Annotated in this window: 19 protein-coding genes; 9 read left to right on the top strand and 10 right to left on the bottom strand. The window is 76.2% G+C overall.

Features of this window, described 5'->3' with window-relative positions:
- The first annotated feature begins 147 nt into the window (after positions 1–147).
- On the top strand, positions 148–774 hold the full coding sequence (locus ACI8AR_RS22020; RefSeq protein ID WP_457052895.1) for a hypothetical protein: 627 nt from the start codon (positions 148–150) through the stop codon (positions 772–774).
- Here ACI8AR_RS22020 and ACI8AR_RS22015 read toward each other — a convergent pair.
- From ACI8AR_RS22015 to ACI8AR_RS22000, 4 genes are all read right to left on the bottom strand, one after another.
- Entirely contained in the window at positions 771–1,202 is a 432-nt protein-coding gene (locus ACI8AR_RS22015; RefSeq protein WP_457052894.1) for a VOC family protein, read from the bottom strand. The two genes, ACI8AR_RS22020 and ACI8AR_RS22015, sit on opposite strands and share 4 nt — an antisense overlap.
- 13 nt (positions 1,203–1,215) lie before the next feature.
- Positions 1,216–2,088 carry a ribosome small subunit-dependent GTPase A gene (gene rsgA / locus ACI8AR_RS22010; protein ID WP_457052893.1) on the bottom strand — a complete coding sequence of 291 codons (873 nt, stop codon included), beginning with the start codon at positions 2,086–2,088 and terminating at the stop codon, positions 1,216–1,218.
- A 140-nt stretch (positions 2,089–2,228) separates the two neighbouring features.
- The gene (gene aroA / locus ACI8AR_RS22005; protein ID WP_457052892.1) at positions 2,229–3,509 is read right to left on the bottom strand and encodes a 3-phosphoshikimate 1-carboxyvinyltransferase; all 1,281 of its coding nucleotides are present in this window, start codon (positions 3,507–3,509) and stop codon (positions 2,229–2,231) included.
- A gap of 40 nt (positions 3,510–3,549) precedes the next feature.
- Positions 3,550–5,016, bottom strand: coding sequence for an NAD-dependent succinate-semialdehyde dehydrogenase (locus ACI8AR_RS22000; RefSeq protein WP_457052891.1), 1,467 nt, complete (start codon positions 5,014–5,016; stop codon positions 3,550–3,552).
- A 157-nt stretch (positions 5,017–5,173) separates the two neighbouring features.
- On the opposite strand from ACI8AR_RS22000, the gene ACI8AR_RS21995 reads away from it, so the two are divergent.
- The gene (locus ACI8AR_RS21995; protein WP_457052890.1) at positions 5,174–5,920 is read left to right on the top strand and encodes an SOS response-associated peptidase; all 747 of its coding nucleotides are present in this window, start codon (positions 5,174–5,176) and stop codon (positions 5,918–5,920) included.
- A 74-nt stretch (positions 5,921–5,994) separates the two neighbouring features.
- Entirely contained in the window at positions 5,995–7,491 is a 1,497-nt protein-coding gene (locus ACI8AR_RS21990; protein ID WP_457052889.1) for a fused MFS/spermidine synthase, read from the top strand.
- A gap of 81 nt (positions 7,492–7,572) precedes the next feature.
- Here ACI8AR_RS21990 and ybaK read toward each other — a convergent pair whose 3' ends face one another.
- Positions 7,573–8,046 (bottom strand): Cys-tRNA(Pro) deacylase, encoded by a 474-nt coding sequence (gene ybaK / locus ACI8AR_RS21985; RefSeq protein ID WP_457052888.1) that lies wholly within the window; start codon positions 8,044–8,046, stop codon positions 7,573–7,575.
- A gap of 220 nt (positions 8,047–8,266) precedes the next feature.
- On the opposite strand from ybaK, the gene ACI8AR_RS21980 reads away from it, so the two are divergent.
- Both ACI8AR_RS21980 and rsrA read left to right on the top strand, forming a co-directional pair.
- Positions 8,267–8,983, top strand: a complete 717-nt coding sequence (locus ACI8AR_RS21980; protein ID WP_387990223.1) for a sigma-70 family RNA polymerase sigma factor — start codon at positions 8,267–8,269, stop codon at positions 8,981–8,983.
- Positions 8,980–9,318 (top strand): mycothiol system anti-sigma-R factor, encoded by a 339-nt coding sequence (gene rsrA, locus ACI8AR_RS21975; protein ID WP_456929280.1) that lies wholly within the window; start codon positions 8,980–8,982, stop codon positions 9,316–9,318. The genes ACI8AR_RS21980 and rsrA overlap by 4 nt, the downstream gene beginning before the upstream one ends.
- Before the next feature lie 80 nt (positions 9,319–9,398).
- Here rsrA and ACI8AR_RS21970 read toward each other — a convergent pair whose 3' ends face one another.
- Complete coding sequence (locus ACI8AR_RS21970; RefSeq protein WP_014377707.1) at positions 9,399–9,473, bottom strand: 50S ribosomal protein bL37; 75 nt, start codon at positions 9,471–9,473, stop codon at positions 9,399–9,401.
- A gap of 166 nt (positions 9,474–9,639) precedes the next feature.
- Here ACI8AR_RS21970 and ACI8AR_RS21965 point away from each other — a divergent pair, with 166 nt between their 5' ends.
- Both ACI8AR_RS21965 and ACI8AR_RS21960 read left to right on the top strand, forming a co-directional pair.
- Positions 9,640–10,689: a biotin carboxylase N-terminal domain-containing protein gene (locus tag ACI8AR_RS21965; RefSeq protein ID WP_457052887.1), complete on the top strand. Its 1,050-nt coding sequence runs from the start codon at positions 9,640–9,642 to the stop codon at positions 10,687–10,689.
- Positions 10,690–10,752: 63 nt separating this feature from the next.
- Positions 10,753–10,977, top strand: a complete 225-nt coding sequence (locus tag ACI8AR_RS21960; RefSeq protein ID WP_387990214.1) for a biotin/lipoyl-binding carrier protein — start codon at positions 10,753–10,755, stop codon at positions 10,975–10,977.
- Positions 10,978–10,993: 16 nt separating this feature from the next.
- Here ACI8AR_RS21960 and ACI8AR_RS21955 read toward each other — a convergent pair whose 3' ends face one another.
- Positions 10,994–11,788 carry an esterase/lipase family protein gene (locus ACI8AR_RS21955; protein WP_457052886.1) on the bottom strand — a complete coding sequence of 265 codons (795 nt, stop codon included), beginning with the start codon at positions 11,786–11,788 and terminating at the stop codon, positions 10,994–10,996.
- Positions 11,789–11,898: 110 nt separating this feature from the next.
- On the opposite strand from ACI8AR_RS21955, the gene ACI8AR_RS21950 reads away from it, so the two are divergent.
- A complete protein-coding gene (locus ACI8AR_RS21950) occupies positions 11,899–13,470 on the top strand; it encodes a WS/DGAT/MGAT family O-acyltransferase (RefSeq protein WP_457052885.1) in 1,572 nt (523 codons plus the stop codon).
- A 10-nt stretch (positions 13,471–13,480) separates the two neighbouring features.
- Here ACI8AR_RS21950 and ACI8AR_RS21945 read toward each other — a convergent pair whose 3' ends face one another.
- Positions 13,481–13,987 carry a GNAT family N-acetyltransferase gene (locus ACI8AR_RS21945; protein WP_457052884.1) on the bottom strand — a complete coding sequence of 169 codons (507 nt, stop codon included), beginning with the start codon at positions 13,985–13,987 and terminating at the stop codon, positions 13,481–13,483.
- Positions 13,988–14,030: 43 nt separating this feature from the next.
- Between ACI8AR_RS21945 and ACI8AR_RS21940 the strand changes: the two genes are divergently transcribed.
- Entirely contained in the window at positions 14,031–15,530 is a 1,500-nt protein-coding gene (locus ACI8AR_RS21940) for a sensor histidine kinase (protein ID WP_457052883.1), read from the top strand.
- 91 nt (positions 15,531–15,621) lie between these two features.
- Here the strand turns inward: ACI8AR_RS21940 and ACI8AR_RS21935 are convergent, their stop codons facing one another.
- Both ACI8AR_RS21935 and ACI8AR_RS21930 read right to left on the bottom strand, forming a co-directional pair.
- On the bottom strand, positions 15,622–15,870 hold the full coding sequence (locus tag ACI8AR_RS21935) for a WhiB family transcriptional regulator (protein WP_456929286.1): 249 nt from the start codon (positions 15,868–15,870) through the stop codon (positions 15,622–15,624).
- 316 nt (positions 15,871–16,186) lie between these two features.
- Positions 16,187–17,209 carry a diacylglycerol/lipid kinase family protein gene (locus ACI8AR_RS21930; protein WP_457052882.1) on the bottom strand — a complete coding sequence of 341 codons (1,023 nt, stop codon included), beginning with the start codon at positions 17,207–17,209 and terminating at the stop codon, positions 16,187–16,189.
- Positions 17,210–17,283 lie beyond the last annotated feature (74 nt).

The raw sequence follows: 17,283 nt of genomic DNA, 5'->3' as shown, positions 1-17,283 counted from the left end.
GTCTGGACGCCATCCCCGGACGCCGGCGCCCCGGCCCCCCCGCCGCCCCCCCCCCCCCCCCCCCCCCCCCCCCCCCCCCCCCCCCCCCCCCCCCCCCCCCCCCACGACTCCCCACGGGACAGGTCCCCGAGGGTCACACTGCCGGGCGTGCCCGACGCCGACGCCTTCCGCGCGCTCGCCCGGTCCTCCCCGGACCGGTGGACGACGCTGCGGTTCACCGAGCGCCGGCGCCGCGGGTGGACGTGGTCCGAGCCGGTCCGCGCCTGGCTGCGCCGGCCGGACCGGCTCCGGGTCGAGGACGCCGCCGGCCGGCTGCTCGGCGTCGTCCGGGAGGCCGGCGCGGGTGACGACCCGATGTGGCAGGACTACCGCTGGGTGGCCGAGCTGCGGCCGCGGGAGCTCGCCGACGGCGTCGACCCCGACACCGGGGCGCCCGCCGGGCCGGCGCTGACCGTCGACGGCCTGCGCGAGGTCGAGCACGCCGGCCGCCCCGCCTGGGAGGCGCTGGTCGTGCCCACCGACCGGTACGAGCCGCGCTGCGGGTGCTGCCCGCTGCTGCGCAGCCGCCGGGTCGACGAGCTCGAGTGGGGGAGCGTCCCCGACGGCGTCGACTACCCGACCGCCCACCTCGTCCGGCTCGACCTGCGGACCGGCGTCTGCGTGTGGGCGGAGCCGCTGGACGGCACCTACGCGGGCGAGACGCACGACCTGCGCATCGAGGCGGTCGACGAGCCGGTGCCCGACGGACTGTTCGGGGGTCCCGGCCGGGGCTAGCCGAGCCGCACGGTCCCGTCGGCGTCGACCGACCAGCCGGGGTTGTGCCCGATCTCCCAGACGACGCCGTTCGGGTCGCGCACCAGCGCGTGGAAGACACCGCCGAAGGCGCCCTCCGCGGGCGGGGTGAGCACGGTGCCGCCCGCGGCGGCCATCCGCTCGCACAGCGCGTCGACGGCGTCCCGGTCGCCGACGTTGTGCGCCAGCGTCAGCCCGGACACCTCCGGCCGGGCGGGCCCGGTGCCGAGGTCCTGGGCGAACTTCGCCGTCTCGAAGAAGGCCAGCACCGTGCCCGGCGCGACCTGGAAGAAGACGATCTCGCCCGGCACGTCGAGCAGCGGCGTCCAGCCCAGGCCCTCGACGTAGAACCGCCGAGCGGCGTCGAGATCCGCGGTGGCCAGGGTCAGGAAGTGGACCTGCTGGTCCATGGGTGACCTCCCGTCAGTAGCCGGGGCCGAGCTGGCCCACGGCGTCGAGCAGCCGCCGCACGCTGGCCAGCCGCTCGGCGCGGCCGGGCGGCCCGGCGGCGGCCCAGGCGTCCAGTGCGCAGTCGGGGTCGTCGGCGGAGTGCCCGCACCCGGGCGGGCAGTCGACGGCGGCCTCGGCGAGGTCGTCGAAGGCCGCGACGACGTCGTCGGCGGTGACGTGCGCCAGCCCCAGCGAGCGGATGCCGGGGGTGTCGACGATCGTGCCGCCGCCGGGCAGGTCGAACAGCACCGCCGACGACGACGTGTGCCGCCCCTTGCCGACCTTCGTCACCTCGCCGATGGCCCGGCCGGCCTCGGGCACCAGCCGGTTCACCAGCGTGGACTTGCCCACGCCCGACTGGCCCACGAACACGCTCGTGCGCCCCTCCAGCCGGTCGAGCAGCGGGTCCAGCGGCGTCTCCCGCGACACCGGCACCGCGCCGACGTCCAGCCCGGCGTAGCGGTCCAGCAGCGCCTGTGGGCTGGCCAGGTCGGTCTTGGTCAGGCAGAACAGCGGCTCCAGCCCACCGGCGTAGGCGGCCACCAGGCAGCGGTCGAGGAACCCCAGCGCCGGGTCGGGGTCGGTGACCGAGGTGACGACGACGAGCTGCTCGGCGTTGGCCACCACGACCCGCTCGGTGGGGTCGGTGTCGTCGGCGGTGCGCCGCAGCGACGTCGTCCGGTCCTCGATGACGACGATCCGGGCGAGGGTGTCGGGCCGGCCGCTGGTGTCGCCGACCAGCCGCACCCGGTCCCCGACGACGACGCCGTGCCGCCCCAGCTCGCGGGCGCGCATCGCGGTCACCTCGAGCGGGGCGCCGTCGGGACCGGGGACCCGGACGGTCATCCGGCCGCGGTCGACCGCGATCACGAGGCCGGGGACGGCGTCGGAGTGCGCCGGCCGGGTGCGGGTGCGCGGGCGGGAGCCGCGCCGGCTGGGCCGGACCCGGACGTCGTCCTCGTCCGAGCGGCTGTCGTGACGGCGGCTCAGGAGGCCACCCCCGCGGTCGCGGAGAGCATGCCCGCCCAGCGCTCGCGGAAGTCCGGCAGCGTCTTGGTGACCGCCTCGGGCCCGGAGACCCGCACGCCGTCGACGGCCAGGCCGAGGACGGCCGCGGCGTGCACCATCCGGTGGTCGGCGTAGGAGTCCAGCAGCGCCGGCCGGAGCGGGCCCGGCTCGACCTCCAGGCCGTCGGGCAGCTGGCGCACGCGGGCGCCGACGGCGGTGAGCACCTCGTCGAGGGCCTGGATGCGGTCGGTCTCGTGGCCGCGCAGGTGGGCGATGCCGGTCAGGCGCGAGGGCCCGTCGGCCAGCGCGCACAGCGCGGCGAGCACCGGGGTCAGCTCGCCGACGTCGCCCAGGTCGGCGACCAGCGGGGCGATGCGGCCGGTGCCGGTGACCCGCAGGCCGTCCGGCGTCCGCTCGACCTCGGCGCCCATCGCGCCCAGCAGCGCGTCCAGCTGTGCGCCGGGCTGGGTGGTCACCGCCGGCCAGTCGGGCACGGTGACCCGCCCGCCGGTGACCAGCGCCGCGGCGAGGAACGGCGCGGCGTTGGACAGGTCGGGCTCGACGACGCGGTCGAGCGCGGCCAGCCGCCCGGGGGCGACCCGCCAGCCGCGGTCGGTGGCCGCGACGTCGACGCCGTGCTCGCGCAGCGCGGCGACGGTCATCTCCACGTGCGGCATCGACGGCACCCCGCCGGCCAGGGCCAGGTCGAGGCCCTCGTCGAAGCGGGCGGCGGCCAGCAGCAGCCCGGAGACGATCTGCGAGGACTCGCTCGCGTCGACGGTCACCGCCCCGCCGCGGACCGCGCCCGTGCCGTGCACGGTGAACGGCGCCCGGCCCCGGCCGCCGTCGTCCACCTCGACGCCGAGGTCGCGCAGTGCGGCGACCAGCCCGGCGTTCGGGCGCTCGCGCAGCCGCGGGTCGCCGTCGAGCCGGACCGGGCCGTCGGCGAGCGCGGCCACCGGCGGCAGGAAGCGCAGCACGGTGCCGGCCAGGCCGGCGTCGACCTCCGCCGGGCCGCGCAGCTCCGCGGGGGTGACCAGCCAGTCGGCGCCGTCCTCGGCGATCCCGACGCCGAGCGCGCGCAGCCCGGCGGCCATGAGGTCGGTGTCGCGGGCCCGCAGCGGGCGCACGACGCGGCTCGGGCCGTCGGCGAGCGCGGCCAGGACCAGCGCCCGCGCGGTGATCGACTTGGACCCGGGCAGCGGGACGACGGCGTCCACGGGGGTCGGGCGGTGCGGCGTCGTCCAGACCTGGCTCACGGGAGACCATCCTGCCCGGTCCGGACGACGCCGCCCACGCTCAGCCGCCGACCGGGGGAGCGGCCTGCTTCTTCGCCGGGACCGTGCGGACCAGCCTCCGGTTGGCGAACTCGAACACCGCCAGCTCGGACAGCTCGCGGCCGTAGCCCGACCGCTTGATCCCGCCGAAGGGCAGCTCGGGGGAGGAGCCGGTGGGCTGGTTGATCCACACCATCCCGGCCTCGAGCCGGTCGGCCACCGCCCGGGCGCGGTCGAGGTCGCTGCTCATGACCGTGGCGCCGAGGCCGAAGGCGCTGTCGTTGGCCAGCGCGACCGCCTCGTCGGCGTCCTTGACCTTGTAGACGACCGCCGCGGGGCCGAACAGCTCCTCGCGGTAGGCGCGCATCTCCGGGGTGACGTCGGTGAGGATCGTCGCCTCGACGAACGCGCCGGGGTGCTCGGGCCGCTTGCCGCCGGCGACCACGGTGGCGCCCTTGTCGACGGCGTCCTGGATCTGCGCGTGCAGGTCCTGCGCGGCCCGCTCGCTGGACAGCGGGGCCAGCGACGTCGACGGGTCGGCCGGGTCGCCGGGGGAGAAGGTGGAGAACGCCTGCTTGAGGCCCTCGACGAACGGCTCGTAGAGCTCCTCGGTGACGATCAGCCGCTTGGACGCGGTGCACGCCTGGCCGGTGTTCTGCATCCGGCCCATGGTCGCGGCCTTCACCGTGGCGCCGAGGTCCTCGGCGTCGAGCACGATGAACGGGTCGCTGCCGCCGAGCTCGAGCACCGACTTCTTCAGGTGCTTGCCGGCCAGGGCACCCACGGCGCTGCCGGCCCGCTCGCTGCCGGTCAGGGTCACGCCCTGGATGCGCGGGTCGGCGATGACCTGCTCGACGTCGGCGATCCGCAGGAAGGTGTTGGTGAAGACGCCCTCCGGGGCGCCGGCGTCGCGGAACAGCTGCTCGATCGCCTCGGCGCACTGCGGGGTGATCTCGGCGTGCTTGAGGATGACGGTGTTGCCCAGCACCAGGTTCGGGCCGGCCACGCGGACCACCTGGTAGAAGGGGTAGTTCCACGGCTCGATGGCGAGCAGGACGCCGATCGGCTGGGTCTCGACGACGGCCTCGCCCTTGCCCATGAGGGGCGTGATCGGCTTGGGCTCGAGGAACGACGGGCCGTTGTCGGCGTAGTACTTGAGGATCATCGAGCAGAGGTAGAGCTCGCCCGTTGCCTCCTCGTGCCGCTTGCCCATCTCGGTGGTGATGAGCCTGGCGAGGTCCTCGCGGCGCTCGTCCATGAGCTCCGCGGCGCGGCGGACGACGCCGGCGCGCTCCTCGACCGGACGCTGCCGCCACTCCTGGTAGGCGGCGTGCGCGGTCCCGATGATGCCGTCGATGGCCTCGGTGGGCGTGAAGTCGAACTCCTTCTCGGTCTCCCCGGTGAAGGGGTTGACCGTCGCGTAGCGCCGCTCGGCGGACTCGCTCGCGGTCTTCGGCTGCTCCTGCGGTGGGTTCTGGGTCGCGGTCACGCGCGTGATCCTCGTCTCTGCTCGCCGGGGTCTCCACCCCGGGCCCATCCGGGGCCCATCCGGGGCCCGCGGAGGGCGCTCCCGCTGTCCCCGGTGCCGCCTAGAGTCGGTCCCGCGGGCCCGTCCCGGGCCGGCCCGACAGCCGGGAGGACCAGCCATGTGCGGTCGCTACGCCGCCACCCGCCGTCCCGAGGACCTCGTCGTCGAGTTCGAGGCCGTCCCCGCCGAGGGACAGGAGCCGCTGCGGGCCGACTTCAACGTCGCGCCGACCAAGGACGTCTACGTGGTCCGGACCAAGCGCGAGCGCGACCCGGAGGGCAGCCCCACCGGCGAGGCGCACCGGGAGCTGCGCGCGGTCCGCTGGGGCCTGGTGCCCTCCTGGGCCAAGGACGTGTCGGTCGGCAACCGGCTGCTCAACGCCCGCGTCGAGTCGCTCACCGAGAAGCCGGCGTTCCGCTCGGCCGCCCGCTCCCGCCGGTGCCTGGTCCCGGCCGACGGCTGGTACGAGTGGCAGAAGAAGCTCGACTCGCCCGGCAAGCAGCCGTACTTCATCACCCCGGCCGACGGGTCGGTGCTGGCCATGGCCGGGCTCTACGAGGTGTGGGGCAAGGGCGAGGACCGGCTCTACACCTGCACGGTGGTCACCGCGCCCGCCGTCGGCGCGCTCACCGAGATCCACGACCGGATGCCGCTGGTGCTGCCGCGCGAGCGGTGGGCCGACTGGCTCGACCCCGCCCGCGACGACGTCGAGGCGCTCGCGGAGCCGACCCCGCCGTCGGTGGTCGAGGGTCTGGAGCTGCGCCCGGTGAGCCCCGCGGTGAACAACGTCCGCAACAACGGCGCCGAGCTGGTCGCCCGCGTCGAGGGCGCCAGCGCCCCGGCCGACCAGCCCGCGCTCTTCTGAGGAGCCGTCCCCTGAGCGAACGCGCGTCCGCCGTCGTCCCCTCCGACCCGCCCGCCGAGCCGCCCACCGGTCCCGTGCTGCCCGGCTGGGTGGCCGCCGGGGTCACCTTCCTCGCCTCCGGCGCGGTGCTGGTGCTGGAGATCGTGGGGCTGCGGCTGATCGCCCCCTACGTCGGCATCACGCTGCAGACCAACACCGCGGTCATCGGCTTCGCGCTGGCCGCCATCGCGGTCGGCGCCTGGGCCGGGGGCGCCACCGCCGACCGCCGCGACCCGCGCGCGCTGATCGCCCCGCTGCTGGTCGCCGGCGGGGCGCTGGTGATCGCCGTGCTGCCGCTGGTGCGCTTCACCGGGTCGTTCCTCACCGGTCCCGACGCGGGCGCCGTGCTGCTGCTGGCCGCGGTCGCCATCGTGGTGCCGGCGACGCTGCTGTCGGCGGTGCCGCCGATGGTGGTGAAGCTGCAGCTGGCCAGCCTGGCCGAGACCGGGTCGGTGGTCGGGAAGCTGTCGGGCATCGGCACGCTCGGCGGGATCGCGGCCACCTTCGCCACCGGCTTCGTGCTCATCGCGGTCTTCCCCAGCAGCGGCATCCTCGTCGGCACCGGGCTCGTGACCGTCGTCGCCGGCGTCGCCGTGTTCCTGCTGCTGCGCCGCCGGTCCCCGGGCGGGGCGGGACGGGTGCCGACGGCGCTGCTGCTGCTCGCCGTCACCGGGTCGCTGCTGGCGGCGGTCGCGCCGACGCCGTGCGAGGAGGAGACCTCCTACCACTGCGCCCGCGTGGTGGCCGACCCCGAGCGCGAGACCGGCCGGGTGCTGGTGCTGGACACGCTGCGGCACAGCTACGTCGACCTCGCCGACCCCACGTACCTGGAGTTCGAGTACGTCCGGGCGATCGCCGCGGTCACCGACGTCCTGGCCCCCGCCGCTCAGCCGCTGTCGGCGCTGCACCTGGGCGGCGGCGGGGCGACCGTGCCGCGGTACCTCGCCGAGGTCCGTCCGGGCACGGAGAGCCTGGTGCTCGAGGTCGACCCCGGCGTCGTCGCCATCGACCGCGAGCAGCTGGGCCTGCAGACCTCGGAGCGGCTGCAGGTGCGGGTCGGCGACGCCCGCGTGGGGCTGGCGGCCGAGCCCGCCGGCACCCGCGACGTCGTCGTCGGCGATGCCTTCGGCGGCCTGTCGGTGCCCTGGCAGCTGACCACCGTGGAGGCGCTGGAGCTGGTCGACCGGGCGCTCACCGACGACGGCGTGTACGTCGCCAACCTCATCGACCACCCGCCGCTGGGCTTCGTCCGCGCGGAGCTGGCCACGCTGCGCGCGGTGTGGCCGCACGTGCTGCTGCTCGCGCGCGCCCCGGTGCTGGCCGGCGAGGACGGCGGCAACGTCGTCGCGGTCGCCTCGCACCGGCCGCTGGACGAGGCCGCGCTCGCCGAGGCGCTGCTGGCGCAGGACTCGGCCTGGCAGGTCGCCTCGTCGGAGGAGGTGGCCGCCCTCGCCGGCGACGCGCAGGTGCTCACCGACGACGCCGCGCCGGTCGACCAGCTGCTCACCCCCTACGGCGCCCCCGGCTCCTGACCGGGAGTTCCCCCGCGATCATGGCGCGGTGACCACTCCGCGGGGCCGGATCGTGGTCACCGCGCCATGATCGCGGGGAACTCAGCGGCCGATCGGGGCGGTGCGGGCGCGGGTCAGGCGGACCAGCTCGGCCGGCGGCAGCTCCACCTGCAGCCCGCGGCGGCCGGCGCTGACCATCACCGTGGCGAACCCCAGCGCCGAGTCGTCGACCACGGTCGGCAGTGCCTTGCGCTGGCCGAGCGGGCTGATCCCGCCGAGGACGTAGCCGGTGGTGCGCTCGGCGTCGGCCGGGTCGGCCATCGCGGCCTTCCGCCCACCGGCCGCGGCGGCCAGCGCCTTGAGGTCGAGGGTGCCGCTCACCGGGACGACGGCGACGGTCAGCGTGCCGTCGACGCGGGTGACCAGCGTCTTGAACACCTGGCGCGGGTCGGCGCCGAGCGCGGCCACCGCCGCCTCGCCGTGGCCCTGGTCGCTCGGGTGCTCGGGGTCGTAGGGGTGCAGGGTGTGCGCCACCCCGGCCTTCTCCAGGGCCCGCACCGCGGGGGTCGCCGCCACGGCCGGGCACTGTAGCCAGCGCCCGCGCGGACCGCCGCCGACTTCCCCCGGCCGGGGAATGAGCCCACCGGCGGGCACCGTTGCAGGGACCGTGAGCAGCACCGTCTCCAGCGCCCGCACGCGGGCCCCGCGCCGGCGGCCCCCGGGCCGGCCCGACGCCGCGCGACTAGGATCGACCGACGTGGCAGCCCGCCTCCGGGCGCCGCAGAGAGGACGGTCGGTGCCTGAGGAGACCCCGGGCGGGAACCCCGCCGTCGAGCCGGTCGAGACCCCGCGCGAGCAGGTGGTCGGGGCTCCGGTGGAGGTGCCCGAGGCCCGCGAGGGGGGCAGCCGCACCGAGGTCGCCGAGACCCGCGCGGAGCGCGACGCCCGCTTCGAGCGGGACGCGCTGCCCTACCTCGACCAGCTCTACCCGGCGGCGCTGCGGATGACCCGCAACCCCGCCGACGCCGAGGACCTGGTCCAGGAGACGTTCGTCAAGGCCTACTCCGCGTTCCACCAGTTCGCCGAGGGCACGAACCTCAAGGCCTGGCTGTACCGGATCCTGACCAACACCTACATCAACAGCTACCGCAAGAAGCAGCGGCAGCCGCAGCAGTACCCCACCGACCAGGTGCAGGACTGGCAGCTCTACGCGGCCGAGGAGCACAGCTCCAGCGGGCTGCGGTCGGCGGAGATCGAGGCGCTGGACCACCTGCCGGACTCCGACATCAAGGAGGCCCTGCAGCAGCTGCCCGAGGACTTCCGGCTGGCGGTGTACCTGGCCGACGTCGAGGGCTTCGCCTACAAGGAGATCGCCGAGATCATGGGCACGCCCATCGGCACGGTGATGTCCCGGCTGCACCGTGGCCGGCGGGGCCTGCAGAAGCTGCTGGCCGACTACGCCCGTGAGCGCGGGTTCGTCCGCGCCGGAGCCGGTGAGGAGGGGCGGTCGTGAGCACCGAGCAGGAGCGTCCGGTCGAGATCTCCTCGTGCGACGACGTCCTGTCGCACGTCTTCGAGTTCCTCGACCGCGAGACCGACGACGCCCGGCGCGCCGTCATCGCCGAGCACCTCGAGGACTGCTCCCCGTGTCTGCGGCAGTTCGGCATCGAGCAGGAGTTCAAGGCGCTGGTCCGCCGCCGCTGCGGCGGCGACCCGACGCCGTCGGGCCTGCGCGATCGGATCAAGATGCAGCTGACCACCGTCTCCTTCGAGGAGGACGGCACGCAGATCAGCGTGGAGAAGGTCAGCACCGAGGTGGTCCGGACCGACTGGTCCGAGGACGCCTGACACACCCCGGCACACGACGACGCCCCGCCCCGGTCCTCCGGGTGCGGGGCGTCGTCGCGTCGGGCCCGTGAGGGCCGTCGTCAGGCGTTGGGGCGCTTGCCGTGGTTGGCCTTGTTCCCCTTGCGGGAGCGCCGCTTGCGTCCACGCTTGGACATCGCTGCCCTCCTCTCGTCGTCGTGGTCCGGAGTGTCCGAGGTCGTACCCAGGGTCCCACAGCGGGTGAGGGGGCCCCCGCCCGGTGGCGTGGGTGTCGGCGGCGCGGGGCACGATGGCAGGGAGACCGGGCGGACGGCCCGGCGCGGGGACGGGAGGCCGGGAAGCGTGGCCCAGCACGGGATCGACAGCGTGCTCGTGGCGGGACGGGGGCCCGCGGCGTGCGCGGTCATCGCGGCCTGCTCCCGGCTGGACGTGAAGTCGGTGGCCGTCTACTCCGAGGCCGAGCGCTCGGCCCGGCACGTGCGCCTGGCCGACGACGCGGTGCTGCTCGGCCCGGCGCCCGCGGCGGAGTCCTACCTCGCCGTCGACCGGATCGTGGAGGCCGCCCGCCGCAGCGGCGCCCGCGCCGTGCTGCCCGTGCCGCCGGCGCTGGCCGGCAACGCCGCGCTGGCGGGGGAGGTCGCCGCGGCGGGGCTCACCTGGGTGGGCCCGCCCGCCGAGGTGCTCGAGCGGCTCGGCGGCGACGGCGTGGAGCCGGCCAGCGAGCACGGCCTGCTCGCCGTCGTCACCGAGGACGGCCTGAGCTTCCCGACGGCGGTCGCCCGCGACCGGGCGGCGGGCATCGCGCGGGTGTCCTGGACGCCCGACCCCGCCGGCGACGTGCCGCCCGGCGCGAAGCGGCTGGCCGAGGTCGGCTGGCGGGGGCTGGTCACCGTCGGCGTCGCCGAGGACGGCGAGCTGGGGGAGGTCGCGGCCGGCTTCTCCCTCGACATGGCCGTGCTCGAGCGGGCGCACCAGGTGGACGCGGTCGACCTCGCGCTGGCCGCGGCGGTGGGCCGCCGCGCGCCGCGCCGCCGCGCCGCCGACGAGCACCCGCCGCGGGCCGCGGTCGCCGTCCAGCTGCGGTCGACGCTGCCGCCGGGGCGGGCCGGCCGGGTGACCGGCGCCCTGCCCGCGGCGGGCCGGCTGCGCGGCACCACCGGGCGGACCGAGGTGGTCGCGGTCAGCGGCTACGACCCGGGCGACCGGCTCGACGGCTGGTACGACGCCCTGCTGGCCACCGTGAGCGCCGGGGCGCCCGACACCGCCACCGCCGCGCGGACGGCCGCCGCCGCGCTGTCCGGGCTGCCCGAGACGGGCGTGCCGCACGACGGCGAGGAGGTCTGCGCGGTGCTGCACCGGCTGGCCGAGGGGGAGCTCGCGCCGGGTTCCTGAGCGACCGCCGGGCCGCGGCGGCCCGTGCTTGGATGGGGGCTCCGCTCAGCGAGGAGGTGCCGCGTGGCAGTCGAGGAGATCCACGCCGAGATGGTCTCCAGCGTCTGGAAGGTGCTGGTGAGCCCGGGCAGCGAGGTCTCCGCGGGGGACACCCTGGTGATCCTCGAGTCGATGAAGATGGAGATCCCCGTGCTCACCGAGCGCGCCGGCGTCGTGCAGGAGCTGCACGTCGTCGAGGGCGAGGTGCTGCAGGAGGGCGACCTCATCGCCACCGTCGCCGACGCCTGACCGCCGTCCCGGCGGCTCAGGTCGTGCGGCGGGCCAGGTCGCCCAGGCGGTCCCCGAGCAGCCGGTAGACCCCCGGGTGCACGCTCATGCCGACGTGGCTGGAGTCGACCTCGACGTTCTCGGCGTCCGGGTCCAGGCACGCGTGCCAGTCGACGACCCAGTCGCTGCGCGAGTAGACCGAGAGGTACGGCACCCCGGCGGGGAAGGGGCGGGCCAGGTCCTCGGCCAGCTCCCCGGCGCACCCGCCGTCGAGGCAGTCGTCGCGGAACAGCCCCGGCATCCCCGCACTGCCCAGCGCGGCGACCAGCCGCACCTGCGCGGCCACCAGCGGGTTGATCGCCATGTGGTCGACGTTCGGGCTGCCGAGCGTGGCGATCCCGGCGACCCGGTCGGGCCGGCGCATCGCCACGAGCTTGGCGAACAGCCCGCCCCGGCTCTGGCCGACGACCGCCGCGGGCCGGCCCGTCCGGTCGGTGAACTCGACGAGGCGGCGCTCCAGGCGCTCCACCGCCAGGCGGGTGCAGTCGACGTTGACCCGGATCTGCGAGGTGCACGTCCGGTAGCCCCGGGCGCGCAGCCAGCGCTCCAGCACCGACAGCGACGGGTCCCCGGCGAGGAAGCCGGGCACGAGCAGGACCGGCAGGCCGCCGCCGGGCGGGACGCCGTGCCCCCGCCAGACGGGGGAGCGGGCCAGCGCAGCCGCCTCGCGCCACGGCCGCTGCGCCGCGAGCAGCGCCGCCACCGGGGACGCCCCGATCCACGGGGGAGCCTCGCCGGCCGGTGTCCGGGAGGAGTGCGCCGTCGTCTGCATGTCGGGTCTCCGCTCCCTCGACCGTCCGGTGCAGGGAAGTGTGGCCCCTGACACACTCGTGCACACGGCCGGGGCGCACACCCCGCCGTCTCCCGAGGAGGCCAGCGGACGTGAAGCAGCTGTCGGGTCTGGACGCGACGTTCCTGCACCTGGAGACGTCGGCGCAGTTCGGGCACGTCTCGAGCCTGTCCATCTACTCCCGCCCGGACGACCCCGCCTACCGGCCCTACGACGCGTGGCGCGCGCAGCTGGAGCAGCGGCTGCACCTGCTCGAGCCGCTGCGCCGGCGCCTGGTCGAGGTGCCCCTGGGCCTGGACCACCCCTACTGGGTCGCCGACCCCGCCTTCGACCTGGACTTCCACGTCCGGCACACGGCCGTCCCGCCGCCCGGCAGCGACGACCAGCTCGCCGCGCTGGCCGCGCGCCTGGTCTCCCGGCCCCTGGACCGGCGCAAGCCGCTGTGGCTGTCCTACGTCATCGAGGGGCTGGCCGACCACCGCTTCGCCGTCCTGACGATCGTCCACCACGCCACCATCGACGGGGCGTCGGGCGTGGAGCTGATGACGCTGATGCTCGACGACACCCCCGAGGGCAACCGGACGCCGCCCGAGGCCGAGACCGAGACGTGGACGCCCGAGCGGCCACCCGGCGACCTCGAGATGCTCGCGCGCGGCGCGCTCGGCCTGGCCCGCAAGCCCGCGCGCGGGGTGCTGCTCGCCGCGTGGAGCGCCCGGGAGATCGGCCGGGCCACGCGCAACCCGGTGCTGGTGCGGGCGGCGAACGACGTCCGGCGCAGCCTGCGCGGGCCGCTGGGCACCGTGCTCAACCTCGGCCGGCACCGCCCCGAGGAGCCCGACCAGCCGCCGCCGGTGCCGAGCGTCCGGCCGCCGCGCACGCCGTTCAACGGACCCATCACCCCGCACCGGAAGCTCGCCATCCGGTCGACGTCGCTCGACGTCGTCAAGCAGGTGAAGACCGCGCTGGGCGCCACCGTGAACGACGTCGTCATGGCCGCGTGCGCCGGCGGCCTGCGCACCTGGCTGGACCGGCGCGGGGCGCTGCCGTCGGACCCGCTCGTGGCGCTGGTGCCCGTCTCGGTGCGGACCGGGGAGGAGACCGACCGCTGGACCAACCGGGTGTCGATGCTCTCGGCGGTCCTGCCGACCGACGAGCCCGACCCCGTCCGGCGGGTGCGCCGCGTGCACGAGGCGATGAGCAGCAGCAAGGAGATCTTCTCCGCGCTGCCCGCCGAGCGGCTCACCGACTTCGCCGAGTTCCCGCCGCCGGCGGTCTTCGCGCGGGCGATGCGGCTCAGCGCCCGGCTGCGGCTGGGCTCCCGCCTGAGCCCGGGCAACCTCGTCATCTCCAACGTGCCCGGTCCGCGCACGCCGCTCTACGCCGCGGGCGCGCGGCTGGAGCACTACTTCCCGGTCTCGACGATCGTCGAGGGGCAGGGCCTGAACATCACGGTGCAGAGCTACCTCGACCGCCTGGACTGGGGCCTGGTGTCGTGCGCCGAGCTGCTCCCGGACGTCGACGTGCTGCTCCGCGACATCCTCGACGACCTGGACGCCCTCGCCGCCGCGGCCGGCGTGCAGGTGCCCGCGCCGGAGGCGGCCGCGCACCCACCCCGCCGTCCCGCCCGGTCCCGCAGCAGCGGTCCGGCCCGCGCGCGGCGCTGAGGGGACCCGGTCAGAGGTCGCGGGCGTAGACCAGCAGGTCGATGCCCGGGCGCGGCGCCCAGTCGCGCTCGGGCAGCCGGGTGAAGCCGAGCCGGGCGTAGAGCCGGTGCGCGGCGGCCATCACCGGGTCGGTCGAGAGCAGCATGCGCCGCTTGCCGGCCGCGCGGGCCCGGCGCAGGCACTCGGTCACCAGCAGCTCGCCGATCCCGCGGCCGCGCGCCTCCGGGTCGACGACGAGCATCCGGAACGCCGCCTCCTCCGGCGACTCGGTGATCTCGCCGAAGTCGCCGTCGAGCACCAGCGCCACCGCGCCCACGACCCGGTCCCCGTCCCGGGCGACCAGCAGCTGCGACCGGGAGGCGCGGCCCTCGACGTCGGCCAGCTGCGGCAGGTACGCGTCGGAGGCCAGCCGCTCGTCCCGGTAGACGGCGACGGTCAGCGCCGCGATGGCCGGCCAGTCGGCGGGGACGGCGTCGTCGACGGTCACGGGCGGGGGGACGAGGGACGGTGCGGCCACGGGTGCCCAGCCTAGGCGGGGGCCCGCCCTACCCTCGGGGACGATGAGCACCCTCTCCGAGCGCCTGCACCGCGGCGCGGCGACCGCCCCGTCGCAGGTCGACCACGCGCGCCGCCTGGTGGCCGACTGGCAGCTGCTGGCCGACCTGGCCTTCGCCGACCTCACCCTGTGGGTGCCGCTGCGCACCGGCGCGTGGTGGTGCGTGGCGCAGGTGCGCCCGCTCACCGCGCCGACCAGCCAGCCCGAGGACCTGGTCGGCAGCGAGGTCCACGGCCCCGACGCCGACCCGTTCCGGCTGGCGCACCGCGAGGGCCGGCCGGTGACCGAGGGGGAACCGGACTGGTCGGGCACCAGCCCGCGGCGGCGCGAGGTCATCCCGGTGCGGCACGACGGCGTCGTCGTCGCGGTGCTGGCCAAGGACACCAACCTGGCGGTGACCCGGTCGCCGTCGACGCTGGAGCTGACCTACCTGGACATCGCCGCCGACCTCTGCCTCATGGTCTCGGCCGGCACCTTCCCGCCGGAGAAGCTGCTCGACGCCGAGATGAGCCCGCGGGTGGGGGACGGGCTGGTGCGCCTGGACGCGGCCGGCCGCGCCGTCTACGCCAGCCCCAACGCCCTGTCGGCCTACCGGCGGCTCGGGGTGACCGGCGACCTGTTCGGCACGGACCTGGCCCGGGTGACGCGGGCGGCGTCGTCGGACCGGGTGGCGGGGGAGGCGGTCGCGGCCACCATCGCCGCCGCGGTGGCCGGGCGGTTCCCCGACCCGACCGACGTCGTGGGGCGGTCGGCGACGCTCTTGGTGCGCGCGCTGCCGCTGCAGGCCCCCGGCGCCGAGGAGGGCGCACTGGTGCTGGTCCGGGACGTCACCGACCTGCGCGACCGCGACCGGGCGCTGCTCACCAAGGACGCGACGATCCGCGAGATCCACCACCGCGTGAAGAACAACCTGCAGACGGTCGCCGCGCTGCTGCGGCTGCAGGCCCGGCGGATGACCGAGCCGGCCGCGCGGGCGGCGCTGGAGGAGTCGGTGCGGCGGGTGGCCTCGATCGCCGTCGTCCACGAGACGCTGGCCGGCAGCCGGGAGGACGTGGTCGACGTCGACGACGTGCTCGACCAGGTGCTGCCGATGCTCGGCGACCTCACCTCGATCGGCCCGGCGGCGCGCACCCGCCGGGTGGGCGCCTTCGGCGAGCTGCCCGCGGCCACCGCGACGCCGCTGGTCATGGCGGTCACCGAGTTGCTGCACAACGCCGCCGAGCACGCCTTCCCCGTCGACGGCCAGCCCGGCTCGATCGAGCTGGCGGCCGAGCGCGACGGCGACGATCTGGTGGTGCGCGTCCGCGACGACGGGCAGGGGGTGCCGGAGGGGTTCGACCCGGCGCGGAGCGACGGCCTGGGCCTGCAGATCGTGCGGACGCTGGTGACCAGCGAGCTCGGCGGGTCGCTGCTCATCCGGACGCCGGAGGAGCCGCCGGGTCCCGGCCGGCCGGGCACCGAGGTCGTCCTCGAGCTCCCCGGGGCGGGGAGGCCGCGCCGCTAGGCGGTGTCGCTGAAAAGGCGCGAGGCCGGTCCCCGCTCGGGGGACCGGCCTCGCGCCGTTGCTCAGCCGGCGGGTGCCGGCAGCTGCTGCGTCAGGCGCGGACGCGGGTGCGGGACTGACGGCGCTTGAGAGCACGCCGCTCGTCCTCGGACAGCCCGCCCCACACGCCGGAGTCCTGACCCGAGCGCAGAGCCCAGTCGAGGCAGGACTCGACGACCGAGCAGCGGTTGCAGACCGCCTTCGCCTGCTCGATCTGCACGAGGGCCGGGCCGGTCGTCCCGATGGGGAAGAACAGCTCCGGGTCCTCGTCCCGGCAGAGCGCGCGGTGGCGCCAGTCCATGTCTGTGCACTCCTCGGTGTCGACTACATTGCTTGCAGATCGCTGACATCGGGCCGCATGCGCGGGCGCGACACCGGTTGCCCAGCGCCTCGTTCCAGCGACCGCCCACCGCTTGTTACCGGCAGGTTGCGTTCCTCTCGCGATGTTTTCACCTGAGGAACTCGTGTCAAGCGCACCGGGGCCCTGGGTCGACCCCTCGTGAGCAACCTCACCACGGGCGTGCTAGGGGCGCCACTCGGCGGTGCGGTGGTGCTTGACACGGGCCCCCGGGCGTGTCCTCGGGACGCCGTGGAGGGCTCCGCGCGCCAGGCGATCGCTAGGCGATGACGGCGAGCGCCGACGGCACCGACCGCACGCGCAGCCCGGTCGCCGTCCCGAGGTGGTCGCCGTCGAGCTGCCAGCCCTGCGGGCGCGACGCGCGCAGCTCCAAGCCGGCCAGGTCGTGCAGGCGGTGCACGCCGCGGCCGCGCGCGTCGGGGCGGCGGGCCAGCACCTGCCGGGTCGTGTGCAGCATCCGCAGCACGCCCATCCGGCCGAGGGCGAACACGTCGAGGCCGGCCTCGAAGGAGGCCTCGGGGCTCGGGTTGACCGGCCGGGAGCCCAGGTAGGTCCACGGGCTGACGTTGGAGACCAGGCAGAGGAACAGCCCGTCGAGGTCGGGGGAGCCCGGGACGCACAGCGTCACGGCGGGACGGCGGCGCTCGCGGCCGAGGACGAACGCCCGGGTGGCCTCCCGGACGTACAGCGCCCCGGTCGACCGGCGGCCGCGCGCCCGCTGCGCCTCCACCCGGGCGATGACGTCGGCGTCGAAGCCCAGGCCGGCGGCGAAGACGAACCAGCGCGGGTCGGTCCAGCCGGGGTCGGCCGCGGCGTCGACCTCGGCGACGGCGGTGGCGACGCCCGGGTCCACCCCGCGCGCGGGCGCGGTGCTGGTGCCGGTGGCGCTGGCGGTGCCGAGGGAGACGCGGCGGGTGCGCCCGGCGCGCAGCGAGTGGAGGATCTCGCCGGTGGCCTCGACCGGGTCGCGGGAGCGGCCCAGCGCGCGGGAGAACACGTTGGTCGAGCCGCCGGGGACGACGGCCAGCGTCGGCACGTGCTCACCGGGCCCGTCGGTCAGCAGGCCGTTGACGACCTCGTTGACGGTGCCGTCCCCGCCGAGCGCGACGACGACGTCGAACCCGTCGGCCAGCGCCTGCCGGCCCAGCTCGCGGGCGTGCCCCCGGTGGGTGGTCTCGGCGAGGTCGACCTTGAGCTCGCTGGCCAGTGCGCCGACCAGCACGTCCCGGACCCGGCCGGTGGTCGTCGTCGCCGCGGGGTTGGCCACCACGAGCGCACGCATGGGGCCAGGCTAGCCAGCACCGGGGCGCCCGACGGGCACGGACGGGATCTCGCGTGACCGGTGACGCGTAGCCT

It is taken from the genome of Geodermatophilus sp. SYSU D01036 (assembly GCF_054050435.1).
This window is presented reverse-complemented; position numbering and strand designations above follow the sequence as displayed.